This is a genomic window from Pseudomonas sp. P1_F1_2 (assembly GCF_056405815.1).
The window spans coordinates 1-19,495 of the sequence record NZ_JBFUBK010000070.1 but is presented as its reverse complement, the minus strand read 5'-3'; the positions used below and the strand labels follow the sequence as shown (position 1 = coordinate 19,495).

At 57.6% G+C, this 19,495-nt stretch carries 22 protein-coding genes; 13 read left to right on the top strand and 9 right to left on the bottom strand.

The genetic code is table 11. The annotated features are described in order from the left end of the window. Positions 1-48: 48 nt before the first annotated feature. The gene (locus AC1D2P_RS20035; protein WP_109786909.1) at positions 49-942 is read left to right on the top strand and encodes a LysR family transcriptional regulator; all 894 of its coding nucleotides are present in this window, start codon (positions 49-51) and stop codon (positions 940-942) included. Here the strand turns inward: AC1D2P_RS20035 and AC1D2P_RS20030 are convergent. Next, the gene (locus AC1D2P_RS20030) at positions 939-1,265 is read right to left on the bottom strand and encodes an ElaB/YgaM/YqjD family protein (protein WP_109786908.1); all 327 of its coding nucleotides are present in this window, start codon (positions 1,263-1,265) and stop codon (positions 939-941) included. The two genes, AC1D2P_RS20035 and AC1D2P_RS20030, sit on opposite strands and share 4 nt — an antisense overlap. Positions 1,266-1,420: 155 nt before the next feature. Here AC1D2P_RS20030 and AC1D2P_RS20025 point away from each other — a divergent pair, with 155 nt between their 5' ends. Both AC1D2P_RS20025 and AC1D2P_RS20020 read left to right on the top strand, forming a co-directional pair. Further along, positions 1,421-1,636, top strand: a complete 216-nt coding sequence (locus AC1D2P_RS20025; RefSeq protein WP_008027736.1) for a dodecin — start codon at positions 1,421-1,423, stop codon at positions 1,634-1,636. A gap of 121 nt (positions 1,637-1,757) precedes the next feature. Then, positions 1,758-1,979, top strand: a complete 222-nt coding sequence (locus AC1D2P_RS20020; RefSeq protein WP_109786907.1) for a DUF1161 domain-containing protein — start codon at positions 1,758-1,760, stop codon at positions 1,977-1,979. A gap of 67 nt (positions 1,980-2,046) precedes the next feature. On the opposite strand, the gene AC1D2P_RS20015 is transcribed toward AC1D2P_RS20020, so the two are convergent. Beyond that, positions 2,047-3,048, bottom strand: coding sequence for an LLM class flavin-dependent oxidoreductase (locus AC1D2P_RS20015; RefSeq protein WP_046031089.1), 1,002 nt, complete (start codon positions 3,046-3,048; stop codon positions 2,047-2,049). A gap of 240 nt (positions 3,049-3,288) precedes the next feature. Here AC1D2P_RS20015 and AC1D2P_RS20010 point away from each other — a divergent pair, with 240 nt between their 5' ends. Next, complete coding sequence (locus AC1D2P_RS20010) at positions 3,289-3,720, top strand: OsmC family protein (RefSeq protein WP_046031088.1); 432 nt, start codon at positions 3,289-3,291, stop codon at positions 3,718-3,720. A 157-nt stretch (positions 3,721-3,877) separates the two neighbouring features. Then, entirely contained in the window at positions 3,878-4,111 is a 234-nt protein-coding gene (locus AC1D2P_RS20005) for a DUF1161 domain-containing protein (RefSeq protein ID WP_109786905.1), read from the top strand. Between the two features lie 6 nt (positions 4,112-4,117). Here the strand turns inward: AC1D2P_RS20005 and AC1D2P_RS20000 are convergent, their stop codons facing one another. Then, entirely contained in the window at positions 4,118-4,537 is a 420-nt protein-coding gene (locus AC1D2P_RS20000) for a PA0061/PA0062 family lipoprotein (RefSeq protein ID WP_046031123.1), read from the bottom strand. A 41-nt stretch (positions 4,538-4,578) separates the two neighbouring features. Beyond that, entirely contained in the window at positions 4,579-5,001 is a 423-nt protein-coding gene (locus AC1D2P_RS19995) for a PA0061/PA0062 family lipoprotein (RefSeq protein WP_046031086.1), read from the bottom strand. 60 nt (positions 5,002-5,061) lie between these two features. Here AC1D2P_RS19995 and AC1D2P_RS19990 point away from each other — a divergent pair, with 60 nt between their 5' ends. Further along, a complete protein-coding gene (locus AC1D2P_RS19990; RefSeq protein ID WP_109786904.1) occupies positions 5,062-6,150 on the top strand; it encodes an aminopeptidase in 1,089 nt (362 codons plus the stop codon). A gap of 92 nt (positions 6,151-6,242) precedes the next feature. Here the strand turns inward: AC1D2P_RS19990 and AC1D2P_RS19985 are convergent, their stop codons facing one another. Together AC1D2P_RS19985 and AC1D2P_RS19980 are read right to left on the bottom strand one after the other, a co-directional pair. Then, positions 6,243-6,893, bottom strand: coding sequence for an HAD family hydrolase (locus tag AC1D2P_RS19985; protein ID WP_109786903.1), 651 nt, complete (start codon positions 6,891-6,893; stop codon positions 6,243-6,245). A 29-nt stretch (positions 6,894-6,922) separates the two neighbouring features. Further along, on the bottom strand, positions 6,923-7,468 hold the full coding sequence (locus AC1D2P_RS19980) for a gamma carbonic anhydrase family protein (RefSeq protein WP_109786902.1): 546 nt from the start codon (positions 7,466-7,468) through the stop codon (positions 6,923-6,925). Positions 7,469-7,557: 89 nt separating this feature from the next. On the opposite strand from AC1D2P_RS19980, the gene prlC reads away from it, so the two are divergent. From prlC to AC1D2P_RS19965, 3 genes are all read left to right on the top strand, one after another. Further along, positions 7,558-9,609 (top strand): oligopeptidase A, encoded by a 2,052-nt coding sequence (gene prlC, locus AC1D2P_RS19975; RefSeq protein WP_477758422.1) that lies wholly within the window; start codon positions 7,558-7,560, stop codon positions 9,607-9,609. Beyond that, positions 9,606-9,893 (top strand): YheV family putative zinc ribbon protein, encoded by a 288-nt coding sequence (locus tag AC1D2P_RS19970; RefSeq protein ID WP_046031082.1) that lies wholly within the window; start codon positions 9,606-9,608, stop codon positions 9,891-9,893. The genes prlC and AC1D2P_RS19970 overlap by 4 nt, the downstream gene beginning before the upstream one ends. 111 nt (positions 9,894-10,004) lie before the next feature. Next, positions 10,005-12,026 carry a M3 family metallopeptidase gene (locus AC1D2P_RS19965; RefSeq protein WP_109786901.1) on the top strand — a complete coding sequence of 674 codons (2,022 nt, stop codon included), beginning with the start codon at positions 10,005-10,007 and terminating at the stop codon, positions 12,024-12,026. Between the two features lie 29 nt (positions 12,027-12,055). On the opposite strand, the gene AC1D2P_RS19960 is transcribed toward AC1D2P_RS19965, so the two are convergent. Then, positions 12,056-12,703, bottom strand: a complete 648-nt coding sequence (locus AC1D2P_RS19960; protein ID WP_046031080.1) for a phosphatase domain-containing protein — start codon at positions 12,701-12,703, stop codon at positions 12,056-12,058. A 215-nt stretch (positions 12,704-12,918) separates the two neighbouring features. Next, positions 12,919-13,221 (bottom strand): hypothetical protein, encoded by a 303-nt coding sequence (locus tag AC1D2P_RS19955; RefSeq protein WP_046031079.1) that lies wholly within the window; start codon positions 13,219-13,221, stop codon positions 12,919-12,921. Between the two features lie 193 nt (positions 13,222-13,414). Between AC1D2P_RS19955 and AC1D2P_RS19950 the strand changes: the two genes are divergently transcribed. After that, a complete protein-coding gene (locus AC1D2P_RS19950; protein WP_046031078.1) occupies positions 13,415-14,473 on the top strand; it encodes a PA0069 family radical SAM protein in 1,059 nt (352 codons plus the stop codon). A 244-nt stretch (positions 14,474-14,717) separates the two neighbouring features. Then, positions 14,718-15,449: a carbonic anhydrase gene (locus AC1D2P_RS19945; protein ID WP_046031077.1), complete on the top strand. Its 732-nt coding sequence runs from the start codon at positions 14,718-14,720 to the stop codon at positions 15,447-15,449. 115 nt (positions 15,450-15,564) lie between these two features. On the opposite strand, the gene AC1D2P_RS19940 is transcribed toward AC1D2P_RS19945, so the two are convergent. Beyond that, a complete protein-coding gene (locus tag AC1D2P_RS19940; protein WP_077430959.1) occupies positions 15,565-16,215 on the bottom strand; it encodes a hypothetical protein in 651 nt (216 codons plus the stop codon). 371 nt (positions 16,216-16,586) lie between these two features. Here AC1D2P_RS19940 and coxB point away from each other — a divergent pair, with 371 nt between their 5' ends. Together coxB and ctaD are read left to right on the top strand one after the other, a co-directional pair. Next, the gene (coxB, locus tag AC1D2P_RS19935; protein WP_109786900.1) at positions 16,587-17,714 is read left to right on the top strand and encodes a cytochrome c oxidase subunit II; all 1,128 of its coding nucleotides are present in this window, start codon (positions 16,587-16,589) and stop codon (positions 17,712-17,714) included. Between the two features lie 82 nt (positions 17,715-17,796). Next, positions 17,797-19,395 carry a cytochrome c oxidase subunit I gene (gene ctaD / locus AC1D2P_RS19930; RefSeq protein WP_046031074.1) on the top strand — a complete coding sequence of 533 codons (1,599 nt, stop codon included), beginning with the start codon at positions 17,797-17,799 and terminating at the stop codon, positions 19,393-19,395. Positions 19,396-19,495 lie beyond the last annotated feature (100 nt).

Genomic DNA, 19,495 nt, shown 5'->3' with positions numbered 1-19,495 from the left:
GAAAACCGATAAGATCGCCGCAACCTGTCAGGAAAACTCACATATCCCATGAGCCATGACCTCCCCCCGCTGAACGCCCTTCGTGCCTTCGAAGCCACTGCCCGCCTGAACAGCGTCAGTCAGGCTGCCGAACAGCTGCACGTCACCCATGGCGCAGTCAGCAGACAGCTGAAGGTGCTGGAAGAGCACCTCGGGGTGAGTCTTTTCGTCAAGGATGGCCGCGGCCTTAAACTCACAGATGCCGGCACTCGATTACGCGACGCCAGCGGCGAAGCGTTCGAACGGTTACGCACGGTGTGTACAGAGCTGACGCAGAGCACCGCCGATGCGCCCTTCGTACTCGGCTGCTCGGGAAGCCTGCTGGCGCGCTGGTTCATTCCACGCCTGGGACGGCTGAATACGGACTTGCCTGACCTGCGCCTACACCTGTCCGCTGGCGAAGGCGATCTTGACCCGCGCCGGCCAGGTCTCGATGCGTTGCTGGTATTTGCCGAACCGCCGTGGCCGGCGGACATGCAGGTCTATGAACTGACCAGCGAACGGATCGGCCCCGTCATGAGCCCGCGATTCGCCGGCTACGAGAAGTTGCAAGGCGTACCGGCGGCTGCGCTGCGGAACGAGCCTTTGCTCCACACCACATCGAGACCCCAGGCGTGGCCGAGCTGGGCGCAGCACAACGGCCTCGATCCCAAGGGTTTGAAGTATGGTCAAGGTTTTGAGCATTTGTACTATTTGCTGGAAGCCGCAGTGGCCGGCCTGGGAGTGGCCATTGCACCAGAGCCGTTGGTGGCCGAGGACGTGAAGGCCGGTCGCCTGGTTGCGCCATGGGGTTTCAGTGAAACCCCGGCGCAACTGGCGTTGTGGCTACCCAAGCGCGCCGCGGATGGGCGGGCTCGGCAGTTGGCGCAGTGGCTGAAGAATGAACTGCGCCAGGCAGATTAATCCCCGCGCTTGCACAGCAGATAAGCCGCGAGAAGACCCAACGCCCCCACGGCAACACCGGCCGTCGTCCAAGGGTGTTCCTGGGCGTAGTCCCGAGTGGCGACCCCGGTTTCACGGGTTTTGACTTTGACTTCTTCGTACGCATCGCTGAGCAAATGACGCGAATGTTTCAGCGCATTTTCGGCGTTGACCTTCAAGGTTTTAAGGGTTCTACGCGACTCGTCCGACGCATCGTCTTTCAAGCTTTCCAACGATTTGAGCAAACTCTCGATTTCGGCTTCCATGCTTTGCAATGAGGCTTTACGTAAAGAGGTGTTGGCCATGGTGGCTCTCCTGCGTTGATTGAGTTGCGTGTGTTGATTGGGACTTCAGGGGTTGGAGAAAGTGCAGTATTTCGGAACTTCCCCTTCCGATTGACCGACACAAGTCATACGAAAAATCACTGCTAGGCTGTATCTCACACCCTGAGGAGAACGCCATGACTGACCATCACACCTACAAAAAAGTCGAACTGGTCGGCTCGTCCACCAGCAGCATTGAAGACGCCATCAACAACGCGCTGGCCGAGGCCAGCAAAAGCCTCAAGTACATGGAATGGTTCGAAGTGACTGAGACCCGCGGGCACATCAAGGACGGCAAGGCGGCCCACTTTCAGGTGACGCTCAAAGTCGGGTTCCGGATTGCCAGCAGCTGAGTTTGAGCTAGTCTTCTGAACTTGCGCGCTGGCCGATTGCCATAGGGAATGGCAAAGCGCTACATGTGTGTATCCAGCCGATGACTGGATCCTCTTTTGATCCGACCAGGGAATGCGACCGATGAAGAAGTTTATGTTGGCAGTTGGTTTGTTGTGCCTTGCGGGGACAGCGTTTGCTGGCGGCAAGCCATGCGAAGAGCTGAAAGCCGAAATCGCCGCGAAGCTGGATGCCAAGGGCGTTTCTGGTTACTCGCTGGAAATTGTCGATAAAGGTGCCGCCGCCGGCGGGAAAGTTGTCGGCAAATGCGAAGCGGGCGCCAAGGTCATCGTCTACAAGAAGTAGCTTGATCGCGCTTTAAAGGAAAAAGCCGACGCAATGCGTCGGCTTTTTCATGGGCGCGTTTTGAGCGTCAACCCTTCATGACCTGCGCCAGCAGTTCATAGGAGTGAACACGATCGGAATGTTCGTACAGATCGCAGGTAAAAATCAGTTCGTCGGCTTGCGTCTGCTCAACCAGCACGTCCAGTTTGGCGCGGATTTTCTGCGGGCTGCCCACCATCGCCAACCCTAGGAAATCGCTGACCGCTTCGCGCTCATGCGGCAGCCACAACCCGTCCATGGTTTTCACCGGCGGACGCTGGACCAGGCTTTGGCCACGCATCAGGGCGAGAATTCGCTGATAGACCGACGTCGCCAAGTAATCGGCCTGCTCGTCCGTGTCAGCCGCCACCAGCGGCACACCGAGCATTACGTAGGGCTTATCCAATACCGCTGAAGGCTTGAAGTGATTGCGGTAGACGCGAATCGCCTCGTGCATGAAGCGCGGTGCAAAATGCGAGGCGAAGGCGTAGGGCAAACCGCGCTCGCCGGCCAGTTGCGCACTGAACAGGCTGGAACCCAGCAACCAGACCGGGACATTGGTGCCGGTGCCCGGCATGGCGATGATCCGCTGGTCCGGGGTGCGTGGACCGAGGTAGCGCATCAGTTCGGCCACGTCATCAGGGAAGTCGTCGGCGCTGCCGGAACGTTCGCGGCGCAACGCGCGGGCCGTCATTTGATCGGAGCCGGGTGCGCGGCCCAGGCCCAGGTCGATCCGCCCCGGGTACAGACTTTCGAGAGTACCGAACTGCTCAGCGATCACCAGCGGCGCGTGGTTAGGAAGCATCACGCCACCCGAGCCGACACGAATGGTCGAGGTCCCCCCCGCCAGATAGCCGAGCAGCACGGAAGTTGCCGAACTGGCGATGCCATCCATGTTGTGGTGTTCGGCGACCCAAAAGCGGTTGTAGCCGAATTTTTCGACATGCTGCGCCAGGTCCAGGGAGTTGCGCAGCGACTGGGCTGCGTTGCCGTTCTCGCGCACAGGCACCAGATCAAGGGTCGAGAATTTGATGTCGGACAGTCGTTTCATAAACCTGCTTCTCCAGTTAGGGCGCAGGTTTTTCTTACAAACGAAAACCTGCCGAATCCATAAGCGTGTTTCATGCAATGAGGGCATATACCCGAGTTTCAATAGCCAAGGCAAAAAACCTACGAAAATAGTAGGACAAACAAGATCGGGTGAACTTTGCACTGCCGGYTATCCTCAGAACCCTTGGCAACCGAAAACCACAAAGGCGCGACGCTCGTGCCGGATCTTGAGGAGGCAGGTATGGCTATTACGAAGAAAGCATCGGCTCATTGGGAAGGTGACCTGAAAACCGGCATCGGCTCGATCTCCACTGAAACCGGCGTGCTCAGGGAAGCGCCTTACGGCTTCAAGGCACGTTTCGAGGGCGGCAAGGGTACGAATCCGGAAGAGCTGATTGGCGCAGCCCACGCGGGGTGCTTCTCCATGGCGTTTTCGATGATTCTTGGCGATGCCGGCCTCAAGGCTGACAGCATCGATACCCAAGCCGAAGTCACTCTGGATCAAGTGGACGGTGGTTTTTCAATCACCGCCGTGAAACTGATCCTCCAGGCGAAAATCCCGGGGGCGACGCAGGCGCAATTCGAGGATCTGAGCAATAAAGCCAAAGAAGGCTGCCCGGTTTCAAAAGTGTTGAATGCGAAAATCACGCTGGAGGCGACGTTGCTCAGCTGATGGCGGCTGTTCGCGCAAACCGATAAAAGATCGCAGCCCTCAACGGCTGCGTTCTTTTTTTGCGCCCGGACAAAACCTGACCAGCGAAATTGTGGTCGAATAAATGACAGCAGTGAATACGCATAACCCTGCGCGCTGCCTCAAAGGAGCTTCAACCATGAAACGTTTTACCTTGGCGGTTATCTGTTGCGCATTGGCCACATCGGCCCTTGCGGCACCGAAACCCTGTGAAGAACTCAAGGCCGAGATCGAAGCCAAGATCCAGGCACAAGGGGTTTCGTCCTACACCCTGGAAATCGTCACCAATGACGAGGTGCACGATCAGAACATGGTCGTGGGCTCATGCGAAAACGGCACCAAGAAAATCATCTATCAGAAAAACGACCGCTGATTCGCCTCACAGGCAATAGGACTCCCGGTCTTCTGCGACGATTTCGCGCTTGGCGTTGTACAACCGGGCGCCCGGAACAAGCGTGATCGACTGGCCTACCAGCACGTAACGCTGACCTGCTTCGAAATGATCATATTGGATGGTCAGGTAGCACAGCCGTTCCGTTGGACCGTCCATGACGCCCAAGCCACCCCCACCCGGTATTTCAAAATCGAATCGGACGAGCAGCTCGTGGCTGCCAGGCGTAACCTGGAAAAAGCGTCCGTCATTCAATCGCCGCTTGTCCAATCGCTCGGCCATCAGCAACTTATCGTTGGGGAATGGCACAGAGAAGTCGACCCAAGCCATCTGTGGATCAACCGGCGGCAACGGACTCTGACAGCCAGCAACAACGCTGGCAGCGAGCAACAGCATTAACCTGCGCATGATGAATGTCCCAATGATTTGGTCATTCAGCATACCGCCGATCAGGTGTGTTGGCAGCCTGCCGGTGTGCCGTGGCCAATGACTTTTCGCTGTTGGTTATAGAGTTTCGCCCACGGCCTGAAGCCGATATTCCCCGCTTGCAGCTGATAACGCTCCCCGGCGTTGAAGTCGCTGAATTTCACGTTTAGCTGACAGTCACGCCATAACGGCTCGGCATCCGGGCCGATATTGGTCGGCGCGACCGGGAACCGGTAACGCACCGTCAGCTCGTGGCTGCCGGGTTGCACCTGAAAATAGCGTTTGTCGGTCGTGGCTTTATCATCGACTTCCAACGCTTGCAGCGCCGAGTCTTTTCGTTGCGAGTCCAGGTCGATCCACGCCTGCGCCGGATCAGGGTGAGGCAATCCAAATACAGCACAGCCCGTCAGCATCAACAGGCCCCCCGTCAGCATCATCTTGTGCATAGCGCAGCTCCAGTCAGGCGGGATAGTCTTGCGGGCAGACTTTCCAAGGATGTTTTTATTTTGATCAGGCCGTTTCCAAGCCTTGGGTTACTTGATCGCGTTTTGCGCGTTTTGTTTCCGGGTATGTTGCTTTTGCTGCTCAACGGTTGCACCAGCGTCAGCTATTACAGTCAATTGGCAACGGGTCAGCTGCAACTGCTGCGGGCTCGTGAACCGGTGGCCGAGGTGATTGCCGATCCATCGCGCGATCGGACACTGCGTGCGCATCTGGCCCAGTCACAAAAAGCCCGGACATTCGCCAGCGAGCATTTGCACCTGCCGGACAATCAAAGCTATCGCCTGTATGCCGACATTGGCCGGCCGTTCGTTGTCTGGAATGTCTTCGTCACGCCGGAGTTTTCCCTGAAGCCACAGAACCATTGTTTCCCGATTGCCGGCTGCGTCGCTTATCGCGGTTACTACAGCCAGAGCGCGGCACGCGGCGAGGCGGCCTTGCAGCGCCTGCAAGGTATGGACGTTTCGATTGGGGGTGTCGAGGCGTACTCGACACTTGGCTGGTTCAACGACCCGATTATCAGCTCAATGATGGGCTGGGGTGACGAACGGCTGGCGACGCTGATTTTCCACGAACTGGCGCATCAACGTATTTATGTGAAGGACAACACGGAGTTCAACGAATCTTTCGCAACCTTCGTCGAACAGGAAGGCACTCGCCAATGGCGTGCAACCCGCGGTCTGGCGCCAGACACCGGAGCACAGGCACTACGACGGGATCAATTCACTCAGCTGGTGCTGGACACGCGCACGCGCCTTGAAAAGCTGTACGCCCAGCCCTTGCCAGCGGATCAAATGCGCCAGCGCAAGGCCGATGAGTTCGAGCGACTGCGCAGCGAATACCGGCAGTTACGTGACAGCCAATGGGTGGGGGACAGGCGCTATGACGCCTGGGTCAACGCGCCGATGAACAATGCCCGGCTGTTGCCGTTTGGGTTGTATGACCAATGGGGGCCTGCGTTTGCTGTGCTGTTCAAGCAAGAAGGTGGGGACTGGGTGAGGTTTTATGCGGCCGTCGAGAAGCTGGGGGCGTTGCCGGTTGGGGAACGTAAGGCGACGTTGAAAGCCTTGGCAGATAAGATCTCCGTCGACTGAACTGCCGCCATCGCGGGCAAGCCTTGCTCCTACAGATTTGGAAATCTGTGCATACCCCTTAGGAGCAAGACTTGCCCGCGATAGACCTCTGACTAGCGCTGCAAAAACGCCCTGTGCATCGCGTCCAGCGTTTCAAAGTGATAGGTCGGTGCTTCTGCACTCAACTCTTCGTGGCTGCCAAACCCGTAACCCACAGCCGCTGCATCCAGCCCATTACTGCGCGCACCGATCAGATCATGCTTACGATCGCCAATCATCAGGGTGTTGGCAGGATCCAGCCCCTCTTCAGCCATCAGATGCGCAATCAGTTCGACTTTATTTGTGCGCGTGCCGTCCAGCTCGCTGCCGTAAATCACTTTGAAGTGTTTGGCGAAATCAAAGTGTCGGGCGATTTCCCGGGCGAAAACCCAAGGCTTGGATGTCGCGATGTACAACTGCCGGCCCTGCCCTACCAACGTTTCCAACAGTGGGGTTACACCGTCGAATACGCGGTTTTCGTACAGGCCGGTCACCTTGAAGCGTTCACGATAGTAATTCACCGCTTCCCAGGCCTTGGGCTCGTCGAAGTCGTAAAACTGCATGAACGCCTGTAACAACGGTGGGCCGATGAAGTGTTCCAGTTTGGTCAGGTCAGGTTCGTTGATCCCCAGTTTGCTCAGGGCAAACTGGATCGAACGCGTGATGCCCTCGCGCGGGTCGGTCAGGGTGCCATCGAGGTCGAATAAAACGGTTTGGTAATGCATGAATAATCCTGGGCAATAATGGAAGAGAGTCAGAGCTGGTCGTAACCTTCAGCCAGATGCAGATCCTTGAGCTTCACGTAATTCGCCGCACTGTAAGTGAAAAAAGCCTTCTCCTTGTCGGTCAGCGGTCGGATCTGTTTCACCGGGCTGCCCACATACAGGAAGCCGCTTTCCAGGCGTTTGCCCGGCGGCACCAGGCTGCCAGCGCCAATGATCACGTCATCCTCGACCACCGCACCGTCCATGACGATGCTGCCCATGCCGATCAAAACCCGGCTGCCCACGCTGCACCCGTGAAGCATGACTTTATGCGCTATGGTCACATCGTCGCCGATCAGCAGCGGAAAGCCATCGGGGTTGAACGGGCCGGCGTGGGTGATGTGCAACACGCAGCCGTCCTGAACACTGGTGCGCGCGCCGATACGGATGCGGTGCATGTCGCCACGGATCACGGTCAGCGGCCAGACAGAGCTGTCTTCGCCGATTTCGACGTCGCCGATCACCACCGCCGAGCCATCGACAAAAGCGCCTTTACCCAGCAGCGGCGTGTGGTTCTGATACTTGCGAAGGTTCACGATAGGGTTTCTCTCTGTTGCCGATAGCTGCGGTGAGCGTCGATTGTAATTAAGATGGCCGCATGTTTCTTCCAGCCAAGGTGCCAACCGTGAGCGTGAACAACCCTCTTTTGCAGTCCTACGACCTGCCGCCGTTCTCCACGATCCGTGCCGAACACGTGCAACCGGCCATTGAACAGATCCTGGCTGACAACCGCGCCGCCATTATCGAGATCCTCAAATCCCAAGGCAAACAACCCACCTGGGCCGGTCTGGTATTGGCGATGGACGAACTCAATGATCGACTGGGTGCTGCCTGGAGCCCGGTCAGCCATCTGAATGCCGTGTGCAACAGCGCCGAACTGCGTGAAGCCTACGAGTCCTGCCTGCCCGCCTTGAGCGCGTACTCCACCGAGCTGGGCCAGAATCGCGAACTGTTCCAGGCGTTCGAAGCGCTCGCCAATAGTCCCGAAGCCGCCGGTTTCGATGTGGCGCAGAAAACTATCCTGGAACACTCCCTGCGTGACTTCCGCCTGTCGGGTATTGACCTGCCAGAGGCTGAGCAAAAACGTTACGCCGAAGTGCAGAGCAAACTCTCGGAGCTGGGCAGCCGCTTCTCCAATCAGTTGCTCGACGCCACTCAAGCATGGACCCGGCACGTCACCGATGAAGCCACCCTCGCCGGCCTGACCGATTCGGCCAAGGCGCAAATGGCGGCGGCAGCGCAGGCCAAAGGCCTGGACGGCTTCCTGATTACCCTGGAATTCCCGAGCTACTACGCGGTGATGACCTACGCCCACGACCGCGCCTTGCGCGAAGAAGTCTACGCCGCCTACTGCACCCGTGCCTCGGACCAAGGCCCGAATGCCGGTCAGAACGATAACGGCCCGGTCATGGAAGAAATCCTCGACCTGCGCCAGGAACTGGCCAAATTACTCGGTTTCGCCAGCTTCTCGGAGCTGAGCCTGGCCACCAAAATGGCCGAGTCCAGCGATCAGGTGCTGAGTTTCCTGCGCGACCTGGCCAAGCGCAGCAAGCCGTTTGCCGCTCAGGACCTGGAACAGCTCAAAGCCTATGCCGCCGAACAAGGCTGCCCGGACCTGCAAAGCTGGGACAGCGGTTTCTACGGCGAGAAACTTCGCGAACAACGTTACAGCGTGGCTCAGGAAGCCCTGCGCGCCTACTTCCCGATCGACAAAGTGTTGAGCGGGTTGTTTGCCATCGTTCAGCGTCTGTACGGCATCGAGATCGCCGAACAGAAAGGCTTCGATACCTGGCACCCGGACGTTCGCCTGTTCGAGATCAAGGAAAATGGCCAGCACGTCGGCCGATTCTTCTTCGACCTCTACGCTCGCGCCAACAAGCGCGGCGGGGCATGGATGGACGGCGCCCGCGATCGTCGCCGCACCGCTGAAGGCGTGCTGCAAAGCCCGGTGGCCAATCTGGTGTGCAACTTCACCCCGGCCGACAGTGGCAAGCCGGCGCTGCTGACTCACGATGAAGTCACCACCCTGTTTCACGAATTCGGTCACGGCTTGCATCACCTGCTGACCCGCGTCGAACACGCCGGTGTATCCGGCATCAACGGCGTAGCCTGGGATGCGGTCGAGTTGCCGAGCCAGTTCATGGAAAACTGGTGCTGGGAGCCAGAAGGCCTGGCGCTGATCTCCGGTCACTATGAAACCGGCGAGCCACTGCCTCAGGACCTGCTGCAGAAAATGCTCGCGGCGAAAAACTTCCAGTCCGGCCTGATGATGGTGCGTCAGCTGGAATTCTCGCTGTTCGACTTCGAGCTGCACGCCACCCACGGCGACGGTCGTAGCGTGGCGCAGGTGCTTGAAGGCGTGCGCGACGAGGTCTCGGTCATGCGTCCACCGGCCTACAACCGCTTCCCGAACAGCTTCGCCCACATCTTCGCCGGCGGTTACGCGGCGGGTTATTACAGCTACAAGTGGGCGGAAGTGCTGTCGGCCGATGCGTTCTCCAAGTTCGAAGAAGACGGCGTGCTCAATGCCGAGACCGGTCGCGCATTCCGCGAGGCCATCCTGGCGCGCGGGGGTTCCCAGGAACCGATGGTGCTGTTCGTCGACTTCCGTGGCCGTGCGCCATCGATTGACGCACTCTTGCGCCACAGCGGCCTGAGTGAGGACGCGGCAGCATGAGTGAGGGACCTGTGATTACCAAAAGACGCTTTATCGCCGGAGCGGTTTGCCCGGCTTGCAGCGAGCCAGACAAGCTAATGATGTGGAGCGAAGACGACGTGCCACATCGCGAGTGCGTGGCCTGCGGTTATTCTGACACCCTGAATGAACAAGGCCTTTCCGTGCCCAAGGAACTGGGCACGCGGGTCAACACCTCGGCACTGAAAGTGCCGGACGCCAAGGTTCAGGCCGTACAGTTTTTCCCGAACCCGAAGCTGAAGAAAAAACCTGACGAGCAACACTGAGTCGACACCACCTTCCACTCTTTGACGGGTGGAAGGTGGTATCTATCTACCGCCCTTCCTGCGTGCTTCCCGCTTAGGCTGATCCCTTCAGCCACTATCAAGGAAGACGCCATGCCTGATACCAATCCGCTTTTGCACCACTGGGATCTCCCGCCTTGGTCGGCCATCCGCGCCGAGCATCTGGTGCCGGCCATCGAATCAATCATTGCCGACAATCACCAAACCATTGCCGAGATCACGGCCAGTCAATCCGAATTTCCGACCTGGGATGACCTGGTGCTGGCCATTGTTGAAACCGATGCTCGCCTGGATGAAGCGATGGGCATTATCGAAACCCTGATGACGGTCAAACACGACAATAAAGCGTGGGACACCGCAAGCCGTCGCTGTGGAGACGCCCTGGCGCAGTACAAGACGCAGAAGATGAGCAATCGGGAACTCTGGAAAGCCTGCCTGCGTCTGGCGCAAAGCTCGATTGCTCAGAATTTCGACGATTCACGCAAAGCCGTCATGAGCAAGATTCTGCGTGAGTTTCGCTTGTCGGGAATCGATTTATCCACCGAGCAACAGCAACAGCTGACGCGGCTGAACCTCGGTATCAGCCTGTTCGAAGACCTTTTTTTGAGCAATCTGCACAGTGCCAGCTCGGCTTGGAGCAAGCACATCGACGACATCACCCGGCTCAATGGCCTACCCCAGGAGACCAAGGACCGTCTATCGCGCAACGCCCGACAGGCAGGACAAGATGGCTGGCTGATTCGTCTTGACCAGCACACCCGCCATCAAGTCATGACCTACGCCGAGAACCGCGCCCTTCGCGAAGAATACTTTATCGCCTACTCCACACGCGCTTCCGATCAGGGCCCAAACGCAGGGTCATTTGATAATGGTCCCGTATTGGAGCGTCTGTTGTCCCTGCGTCAGCAGAAAGCCCGACTGCTTGGGTACGAAAACTTCGCGCAATTGAGTCTCGCATCAGAAATGGCCGAATCCACGGCGCAAGTCAGCGAGTTTCTGCGTCGACAGGTGACGCTTGAGACACCGGCGCTTGTGCGGGACACCCAAGCGCTCGATGCGTTCGCGCTAGAGTGTGGCCTGAGTGAAGTCCACGCCTGGGACCATGATTTTCTCGCCGAACAATTGCGCCAGCAAAGTCTCGCAGGTGCCCTGAATGACCTGCGGGCCTATTTTCCCCTCGACGGGACTTTGCATCGGCTTTGCCTGTTCAGCGAACGTATGTTCGGGATCAAGATCGCCGAACAGACAACGTTCAGTCGCTGGCATGACAGCGTGCGACTGTTCGAAGTCAGCGAGCATGGGCAGGTGATCGGACACATTTACCTCGACCCCTTCCATCGAGAGGAGGCTTCGGACTATGCCTGGACCGCCACACGACGCAATCGACGAGTGAATGCCGAGGGTCGATTGATACTGCCGATTGCGATACTTCACCCCAACTTCACCCCAGGGATCGCCGATCATCCGTGCCTGCTTACCCACCAGGACCTGCGGGTGCTTTTTCATGAGTTCGGCCATTGTTTGCAGCACACCCTGACGCGATCACCTCATCACAACCTTTCCGGTATTTCACAACTGGGTCGTGATACCGCGGAGTTCGCCGGTCAACTGTTCGAGCGATGGTGCCTGTCGCGCGAGTTTCTATTGTGGCTGGCAGCGCACTACCAAACTGGCGAGCGATTGAGCGAGGAACGTATCGACAAAGCGCTGGCCGCTGTTCAAACACAAACCAGCCGGGAAACCGCGAGACTGCTGCTGGGTGCCTTGCTCGACTTCGATTTGCATCTTTGCCAGGGTGATAGCCGCAGCCTTCAGCAAGTCTTCGAGGACGTTCAGAGGAGGATTCCCGGCCTGCAACTGCCGTCCTATTGCCGGTTCGCCAACAGCTTTGACTACATGGTGACCGGCTACGCGGCCACGGTTTACGCCTACCAATGGTCGGGGGTGCTGGCGACCGAGGTGTTCAAGCGGTTTCAGCAGGAGTGGTTATTCAACCCCCAAACCGGCAGGGCCTTTCGCGAAGCCTTTTTTTCACCTGGCGACTCACGCTCACTGCTGATTGCCTTGAATGAGTTCCTGGGGCGGTCGGCCACCGATCAACTGTTAACGGCCTAGCCAGAGATCATTGCCAGCTAAACCCGTGATTACTCAACGTGAGCCGATTTGAACCAGCTCTTCATCGAACAAGTGGCGAACGGGCTGGTGCTGCAATCACCATTGGCCAACGCGATGCGGAGTTTATCGACGTCGGCCTGCATCATGTAACGCACGCCATCCTTGAAATGGGTGCTATCACCAAAGCCGCCCCGAGTCATTTCATTCAGGGCGTCTTCCTTGCTCCAACCCTGGATCACGACCCGGTACATGGCCGCCATCAAGCCCGTGCGGTCCGAACCGTGTTTGCAGTGCATCAGCACCGGGCCACTGGCCTCGGCGGCTTGAATGGCACGAAGGGCCTTGAGTACATCCGCGTCGTCCACGTGATTGGTCCGATAGGGCAACTGAACCTGAGCGATACCCGGCACAGACAACCAACTCGAGTCTGACTCTGGCAGGAAATTGATGACGGTTCCCACCTGCAATTTTTCCAGTAATGCAATGGCGCCGCGATCGGGCAAAGCGCTGCGGTAGAGCGTCGGGGACATCTGAAAGAGGTTGTATTTCGCTTCGACCGGTTGCGCCCATTCCGCCGGACGAGGGGACGCGCTGTCATCCGCAAGGGCGAGAGTCAGGTTGAAAAGTGCAACCAGTGACAACAGAAATGTGGCTGGCATGAGGCGCAGTCGGGACATGCTCGGACAACCGTATGAAAAAGTGTGGATAGGTGTCACGCAGCATCAGCCTTGAGCAGTCAAAGGCCTGTGAGCCTGCTGTCAAAGAATTGTGAACTGGCCACGCTCGTGGTACCGATACATTTCAATACTATAAAGCGACACGAAAAGATCCGCATCGCTTTACAAGTTCGCCGTTAAATCGTCGACTCGTCAATATTTATATATTGCGTGAGTTAAGGATTAATAATCTTCGAATAGGCTTTTGCCAATGCAACCAGAACTACTTTGTCCTGTGCATCAATCTCGCCATTGCCGTTTACATCGGGTGCGCCACTCAGGGTGAAGGTCATGCCGCCGTCATTCGACACGGCCTCGCGGGTGCTGGTGTCCAGCAGAGAGTAAGTAGACGTTCGGCTCTCGGGGTCATAGCCCTCTTCCTTCAGCGCAAACTGCATGGAAACCCGAACTTCTTTTGGACTAACAAGCGTAGGTGCCAACAGTTGAAGGAATACGCCACGCTGATTGTAATTCGACATTTATTAAATCCTTTTAATATGATTAACACGACAACTTCGTGCGAAATGAAGAATACTAACAACGCCACTAAACTTGCCATGCGCATTATGTTTCTCATAATGACCGGCCTCACATTATTCACACGCCGAGCGGCACTGGTCGATTGCATCGAGTCCGTATACTGTATGCACATACAGCTAAAGGATTTTGTCGATGGCTACTCCCTTGCCCCCTCGCGGACGCGGCACCGCGACCAACCCGCACAACCGCTTCGCGCCGAATCGCTCGGTGGCCGAGGATGACGGTTGGTATCAGGAAGCGCCGCTCACCCAGGGCACCGAAGTACGCATCGAAACGGCGAAAACCATCATCACCCGTAACAACTCGCCGGACTTGCCATTCGATCGTTCGATCAACCCCTATCGCGGCTGCGAACATGGCTGCATCTACTGCTATGCACGGCCCAGCCATGCGTATTGGGACATGTCGCCGGGGCTGGATTTCGAGACCAAATTGATCGCCAAGACCAACGCCGCCGATGTGCTGGAAGAACAGCTGTCCAAACGCGGTTATCAGTGCGCGCCGATCAACCTGGGGTCCAACACCGATCCTTACCAGCCAATCGAGCGTGAGCACAAAATCACTCGTAAAACCCTCGAAGTGCTGCTGCGTTACCGCCATCCGGTGACCATCATCACCAAAGGCTCGCTGATTCTTCGTGACCTCGACCTGCTGGCCGAACTCGCCGGGCAACGGCTGGTGGCGGTGATGATCAGCCTCACCACCCTGGACGATGAGCTCAAACGTATCCTCGAACCGCGTGCCGCAGCGCCCAAGGCCCGGTTACGGGCGATACGCGTCATGCATGAAGCGGGTATTCCGGTCGGTGTGTTGTGTTCGCCGATGATTCCGATGATCAACGACAGCGAACTCGAAAGCCTGCTGACCGAGGCGCATGCGGCCGGCGCGCAAAGCGCGGCCTACATGATGCTGCGCCTGCCGCTGGAAGTGGCGCCGCTGTTCGAAGAATGGTTGGCCGCCCATTATCCGCAGCGTGCCGCTCATGTGCTGAGCCTGATACGCCAGAGCCGTGGCGGTGAGCTCTATGACAGTCGTTTTGGTGCCCGGATGCGCGGCGAAGGCCCCTTTGCAGACCTGCTGGCACAACGTTTCAACAAAACCATCAAGCGCCTGGGGCTTAATCGTCGGGAAGGTTTTAATCTGGACTGCGATGCCTTCTGTCCGCCGGGTCGCCAGATGTCACTGATTTAAGGACAATTGGCCTATGGTTGAGTGGTGAGGAAATCACCGCACCTTTAGGCTGGTCACGTTTTTTGTGACCTGTAACACGCGTTCCAGAGCGGTCGACTCAGTTTGATTCAAGTTTCGGTAGCGACCTTGTTCGTAGAGTGACTGATGGGTCGAGGTTTTCGACCTGGATGTTTTTTAAACAGCCACTGGCTTCACACTGGACAAAACGGGACACTTCCCTGACTCCGCCATTGAGGATGAATTGATGAGTGAGAAGGATAAACAGCCGTTGGCTGCGTCGGCACAAGCCCAACCCGAGGCGGAAACCGCCGATGCAGCGTTGCAGCATATCGTTGACGGCTTTTTGCATTTTCACCATGAGGTCTTTCCACAGCAGGAGGAGCTCTTCAAAAAACTCGCCACGGCCCAGAGCCCCAGAGCGATGTTCATCGCCTGCGCCGATTCGCGCATCGTTCCTGAGCTGATCACCCAAAGCGCTCCCGGCGATCTGTTCGTGACCCGCAACGTGGGCAATGTGGTACCGCCTTATGGGCAAATGAACGGTGGTGTTTCCACCGCCATCGAGTACGCGGTCCTCGCCCTTGGCGTGCAGCACATCATCATTTGCGGGCACTCCGACTGTGGCGCGATGCGCGCAGTGCTGAACCCGCAAAGCCTGGAAAAAATGCCGACGGTAAAAGCCTGGCTGCGACACGCCGAAGTGGCGAAAACCATGGTCCAGGAAAACTGCCATTGCTCTGACGAGAACGAAAGCATGCACATCCTCACCGAGGAGAATGTGATTGCTCAGCTTCAGCATTTACGCACACACCCATCGGTGGCCTCGCGCATGGCCAACGGTCATCTGTTCATCCATGGTTGGGTCTACAGCATCGAAACCAGCGAAATCAAAGCTTACGACGCGGACCAGGGGCGTTTCCTGCCACTCGATGGCAGCCATCCGATTCCGGTGGCAACGCCCAAAGCGCGGTTCTAAAAACGCCTGAATCCTCGAGTGGGACCAGGCGAATTGAAATGAGGGGGAGTGAAGCGCGGGTTGGCAATGTGGGAGCGAGCCTGCTCGCTCCCACGGGAACATATTGTTCAATGGATCAAGCTGCCGGCTGATCCAGTTCCAGGCCTACACCCAAGCGGCGCGACATACACGGCCAGCGTTTCCACGCGGCGCCGGTGTCCGGGCTGTTGAGCTTCTCGCGGTAGGTTTCCACCGACTCCAGCGCAAAACTCTCATCATCGAGCATCTCGTCGATGGCGTGATGCACTGCTTCATCCAGTTGGTTGGCAAATTCCTCACCGATCAATTGGTGAGCAATCAGATTGGCGACCGTCATGTCCAAGGGGATCAGTGGCTGGCCGAAATGCTTGATGTACAGGTCGTTGACCTCTTCTACAAAACGGTGCGCCAGATAGGCTTCATCCAGCAGGCTGTCGAGCCCGACATGGCCGGCCATGATGGTTGGCGGCTGGAGGAAGTACTGCTCGGCGATGTTCAGCACCGGTTTGATTTGTGAATCGATACCCGCTTCCCTTGCCACTTCATTGGCTGCGTCCAGCAGATCGGGTACTTCATCGATGTAGGCGCTAATAAAACGCGTCAGTACGCCATTGGCATCAGCCTCTGGCAATTGGATAGCAGGGTGTAGATGAGGCAGTTTGGTCTGCAGCTGACGCGCCAGCAGGCCAGTGTCTTTCTCGTGTTGTTGGGCTTTTTGGATCTGCTCGCGCAATGCGGCGGTGTTCATGAAAACTCCAGGAAACAAAGGCAATGAAATAGGGAAGACATAACTTAGCTGCCTTATGAAAAATGCTAAGACGCATTTGTCATAATTGTTTCATCCTTGAGACGCCTCCGTTATATCGATTTGCCACCACTCGTCTGCATCCTTCTCCATTCGTGCCCTTGAACGCAAGTACCAGCTGTTTCAGATCATTTACGCCATCACATTGCGAGGTAGCAGTCGCTGTCTATACTCGGGTGGGAATGGAGTTAGCTGATGACGCCCGACTGCACACGCAGCAAGGCTCGGCGATTCAAGTTCGTAGTCTGAAAAAGCCGCTCCCTTGCCGCAGGTGAAAGCCGGCGGGATAACAAGAACGATAAGGGGAACCCGCAATGATGCGACATCCACACGTCTGGATGGGCCTCCTGTTGTGGTCGATTTTCGGTCAGGCGCAAGCAGCCTGGACTGTGAATATGGCGCCAGGAGCGACTGAAATCAGTCACGCAGTATTTGACCTGCACATGACCATTTTCTGGATCTGTGTAGTGATCGGCATCATCGTCTTTGGCGCCATGTTCTGGTCGATGATTCTCCACCGCCGCTCGACCGGGCAGGTGGCCGCAAAATTTCATGAAAGCACCACCGTCGAAATCCTTTGGACCATCGTGCCCTTCATCATTCTGGTGGCCATGGCGGTTCCCGCGACGGCAACCCTGATCAAGATGTACGACGCCAGTGAGCCGGATATCGACATCCAGGTCACGGGCTATCAGTGGAAGTGGCACTACAAATACCTGGGCCAGGACGTTGAGTTCTTCAGCAACCTGAACACTCCCGCCGACCAGATCCACAACAAGGAAACCAAGGGCGAGCATTACCTGCTCGAGGTCGACAAGCCGCTGGTGTTGCCGATTGGTGCGAAGGTGCGCTTTTTGGTGACCTCCGCCGACGTCATCCATTCCTGGTGGGTCCCGGCCTTCGCGGTCAAGCGCGATGCGATCCCGGGGTTCGTCAATGAGGCCTGGACCCGCGTCGACAAGCCCGGCATCTACCGTGGCCAATGCGCCGAGTTGTGCGGCAAGGACCACGGCTTCATGCCGATTGTGGTCGAGGTCAAGGAAAAGGCCGATTACGAAAAATGGCTCGCCGACCGCAAGGCTGAAGCCCTGCAACTCAAAGAACTGACCAGCAAAGAGTGGACCCTCGACGAGCTCAAGGAACGTGGTGACAAGATCTACCACACCACCTGCGTGGCCTGTCACCAGGCCGAAGGTCAAGGGCTGCCGCCGATGTTCCCGGCACTCAAGGGCTCGAAAATCGCCACCGGACCGAAAGAAGGTCACCTGAGCATTGTCTTCCACGGCAAACCCGGCACCGCCATGGCGGCGTTCGGCAAGCAGCTCTCGGAAGTCGATATCGCGGCGGTCGTGACCTACGAACGTAACGCCTGGGGCAACAACAAGGGCGACATGGTCACTCCTAAAGAAGTGTTGGAGCTGAAACAGGCGGAAAGCAAATGACCCGGTCTATTGCGTACTTAAGGAACGGGTTGGGGCTACGCGCCCCGACCTGCCCAGCCCATCTGTTTGCAGGAGACAGGACATGACTGCTGTAGTCGATGAACATGTTCATACCGCCACCGACCACACCCACGTCCACGGCCCCGCCAAAGGCCTGATGCGTTGGGTGCTGACCACCAACCACAAGGATATCGGCACGCTGTACCTGTGGTTTGCGTTTTCCATGTTCCTGCTCGGCGGCTCGTTCGCGATGGTGATTCGCGCCGAGCTGTTCCAGCCGGGGCTGCAAATCGTCCAGCCGGAATTCTTCAACCAGATGACCACCATGCATGGCCTGGTCATGGTCTTCGGTGCGGTGATGCCGGCCTTCGTCGGCCTCGCCAACTGGATGATCCCGTTGATGATCGGCGCACCGGACATGGCGCTGCCACGGATGAACAACTTCAGCTTCTGGCTGCTGCCGGCCGCGTTCCTGCTGCTGGTGTCGACCCTGTTCACCCCCGGTGGCGGTCCGAACTTCGGCTGGACGTTCTACGCCCCGCTGTCGACCACCTACGCACCGGAAAGCGTGACGTTCTTTATCTTCGCCATCCACTTGATGGGGATCAGTTCGATCATGGGCGCGATCAACGTGATCGCGACCATCCTCAACCTGCGCGCCCCCGGCATGACGTTGATGAAAATGCCGCTGTTCGTCTGGACCTGGCTGATCACCGCATTCCTGCTGATCGCGGTGATGCCAGTACTGGCCGGATGCGTGACGATGATGCTGATGGACATCCACTTCGGCACCAGCTTCTTCAGTGCCGCCGGTGGCGGTGATCCGGTTCTGTTCCAGCACGTGTTCTGGTTCTTCGGTCACCCCGAGGTGTACATCATGATCCTGCCGGCCTTCGGTGCCGTCAGCTCGATCATCCCGACCTTCTCGCGCAAACCGCTGTTCGGCTACACCTCGATGGTCTACGCCACGGCGAGTATCGCGTTCCTGTCGTTCATCGTCTGGGCGCACCACATGTTTGTGGTCGGCATTCCTTTGGTGGGCGAGTTGTTCTTCATGTACGCGACGCTGTTGATCGCGGTGCCGACCGGGGTGAAGGTGTTCAACTGGGCCAGCACCATGTGGCAAGGCTCACTGACCTTCGAGACGCCGATGCTGTTTGCCGTGGCGTTCGTGATCCTGTTCTCCATCGGCGGTTTCTCCGGGTTGATGCTGGCCATCGCCCCAGCGGACTTCCAGTACCAGGACACCTACTTCGTCGTCGCGCACTTCCACTATGTGCTGGTGCCGGGGGCGATTTTCGGGATCTTCGCCTCGGCCTATTACTGGATGCCGAAATGGACCGGCCACATGTACGACGAAACCCTGGGCAAGCTGCATTTCTGGCTCTCGTTCATCGGCATGAACATGGCGTTCTTCCCGATGCACTTCGTGGGCCTGGCCGGCATGCCGCGACGGATTCCGGACTACAACCTGCAATTCGCCGACTTCAACATGGTCTCCTCAATTGGCGCGTTCATGTTCGGCGCAACGCAGCTCTTCTTCCTGTTCATCGTGATCAAGACCATTCGTGGTGGCCCGCCTGCACCGGCCAAACCATGGGATGGGGCCGAAGGCCTGGAGTGGAGCATTCCGTCACCGGCGCCGTATCACACCTTTACTACGCCGCCGGAAGTGAAATGAAATGAAACGCCTGGCCTTTGTAGGAGTGAGCCTGCTCGCGATGGGTTCGACGCGGTGTGCCAGACACACCGCCATTGCGAGCAGGCTCACTCCTACAGGG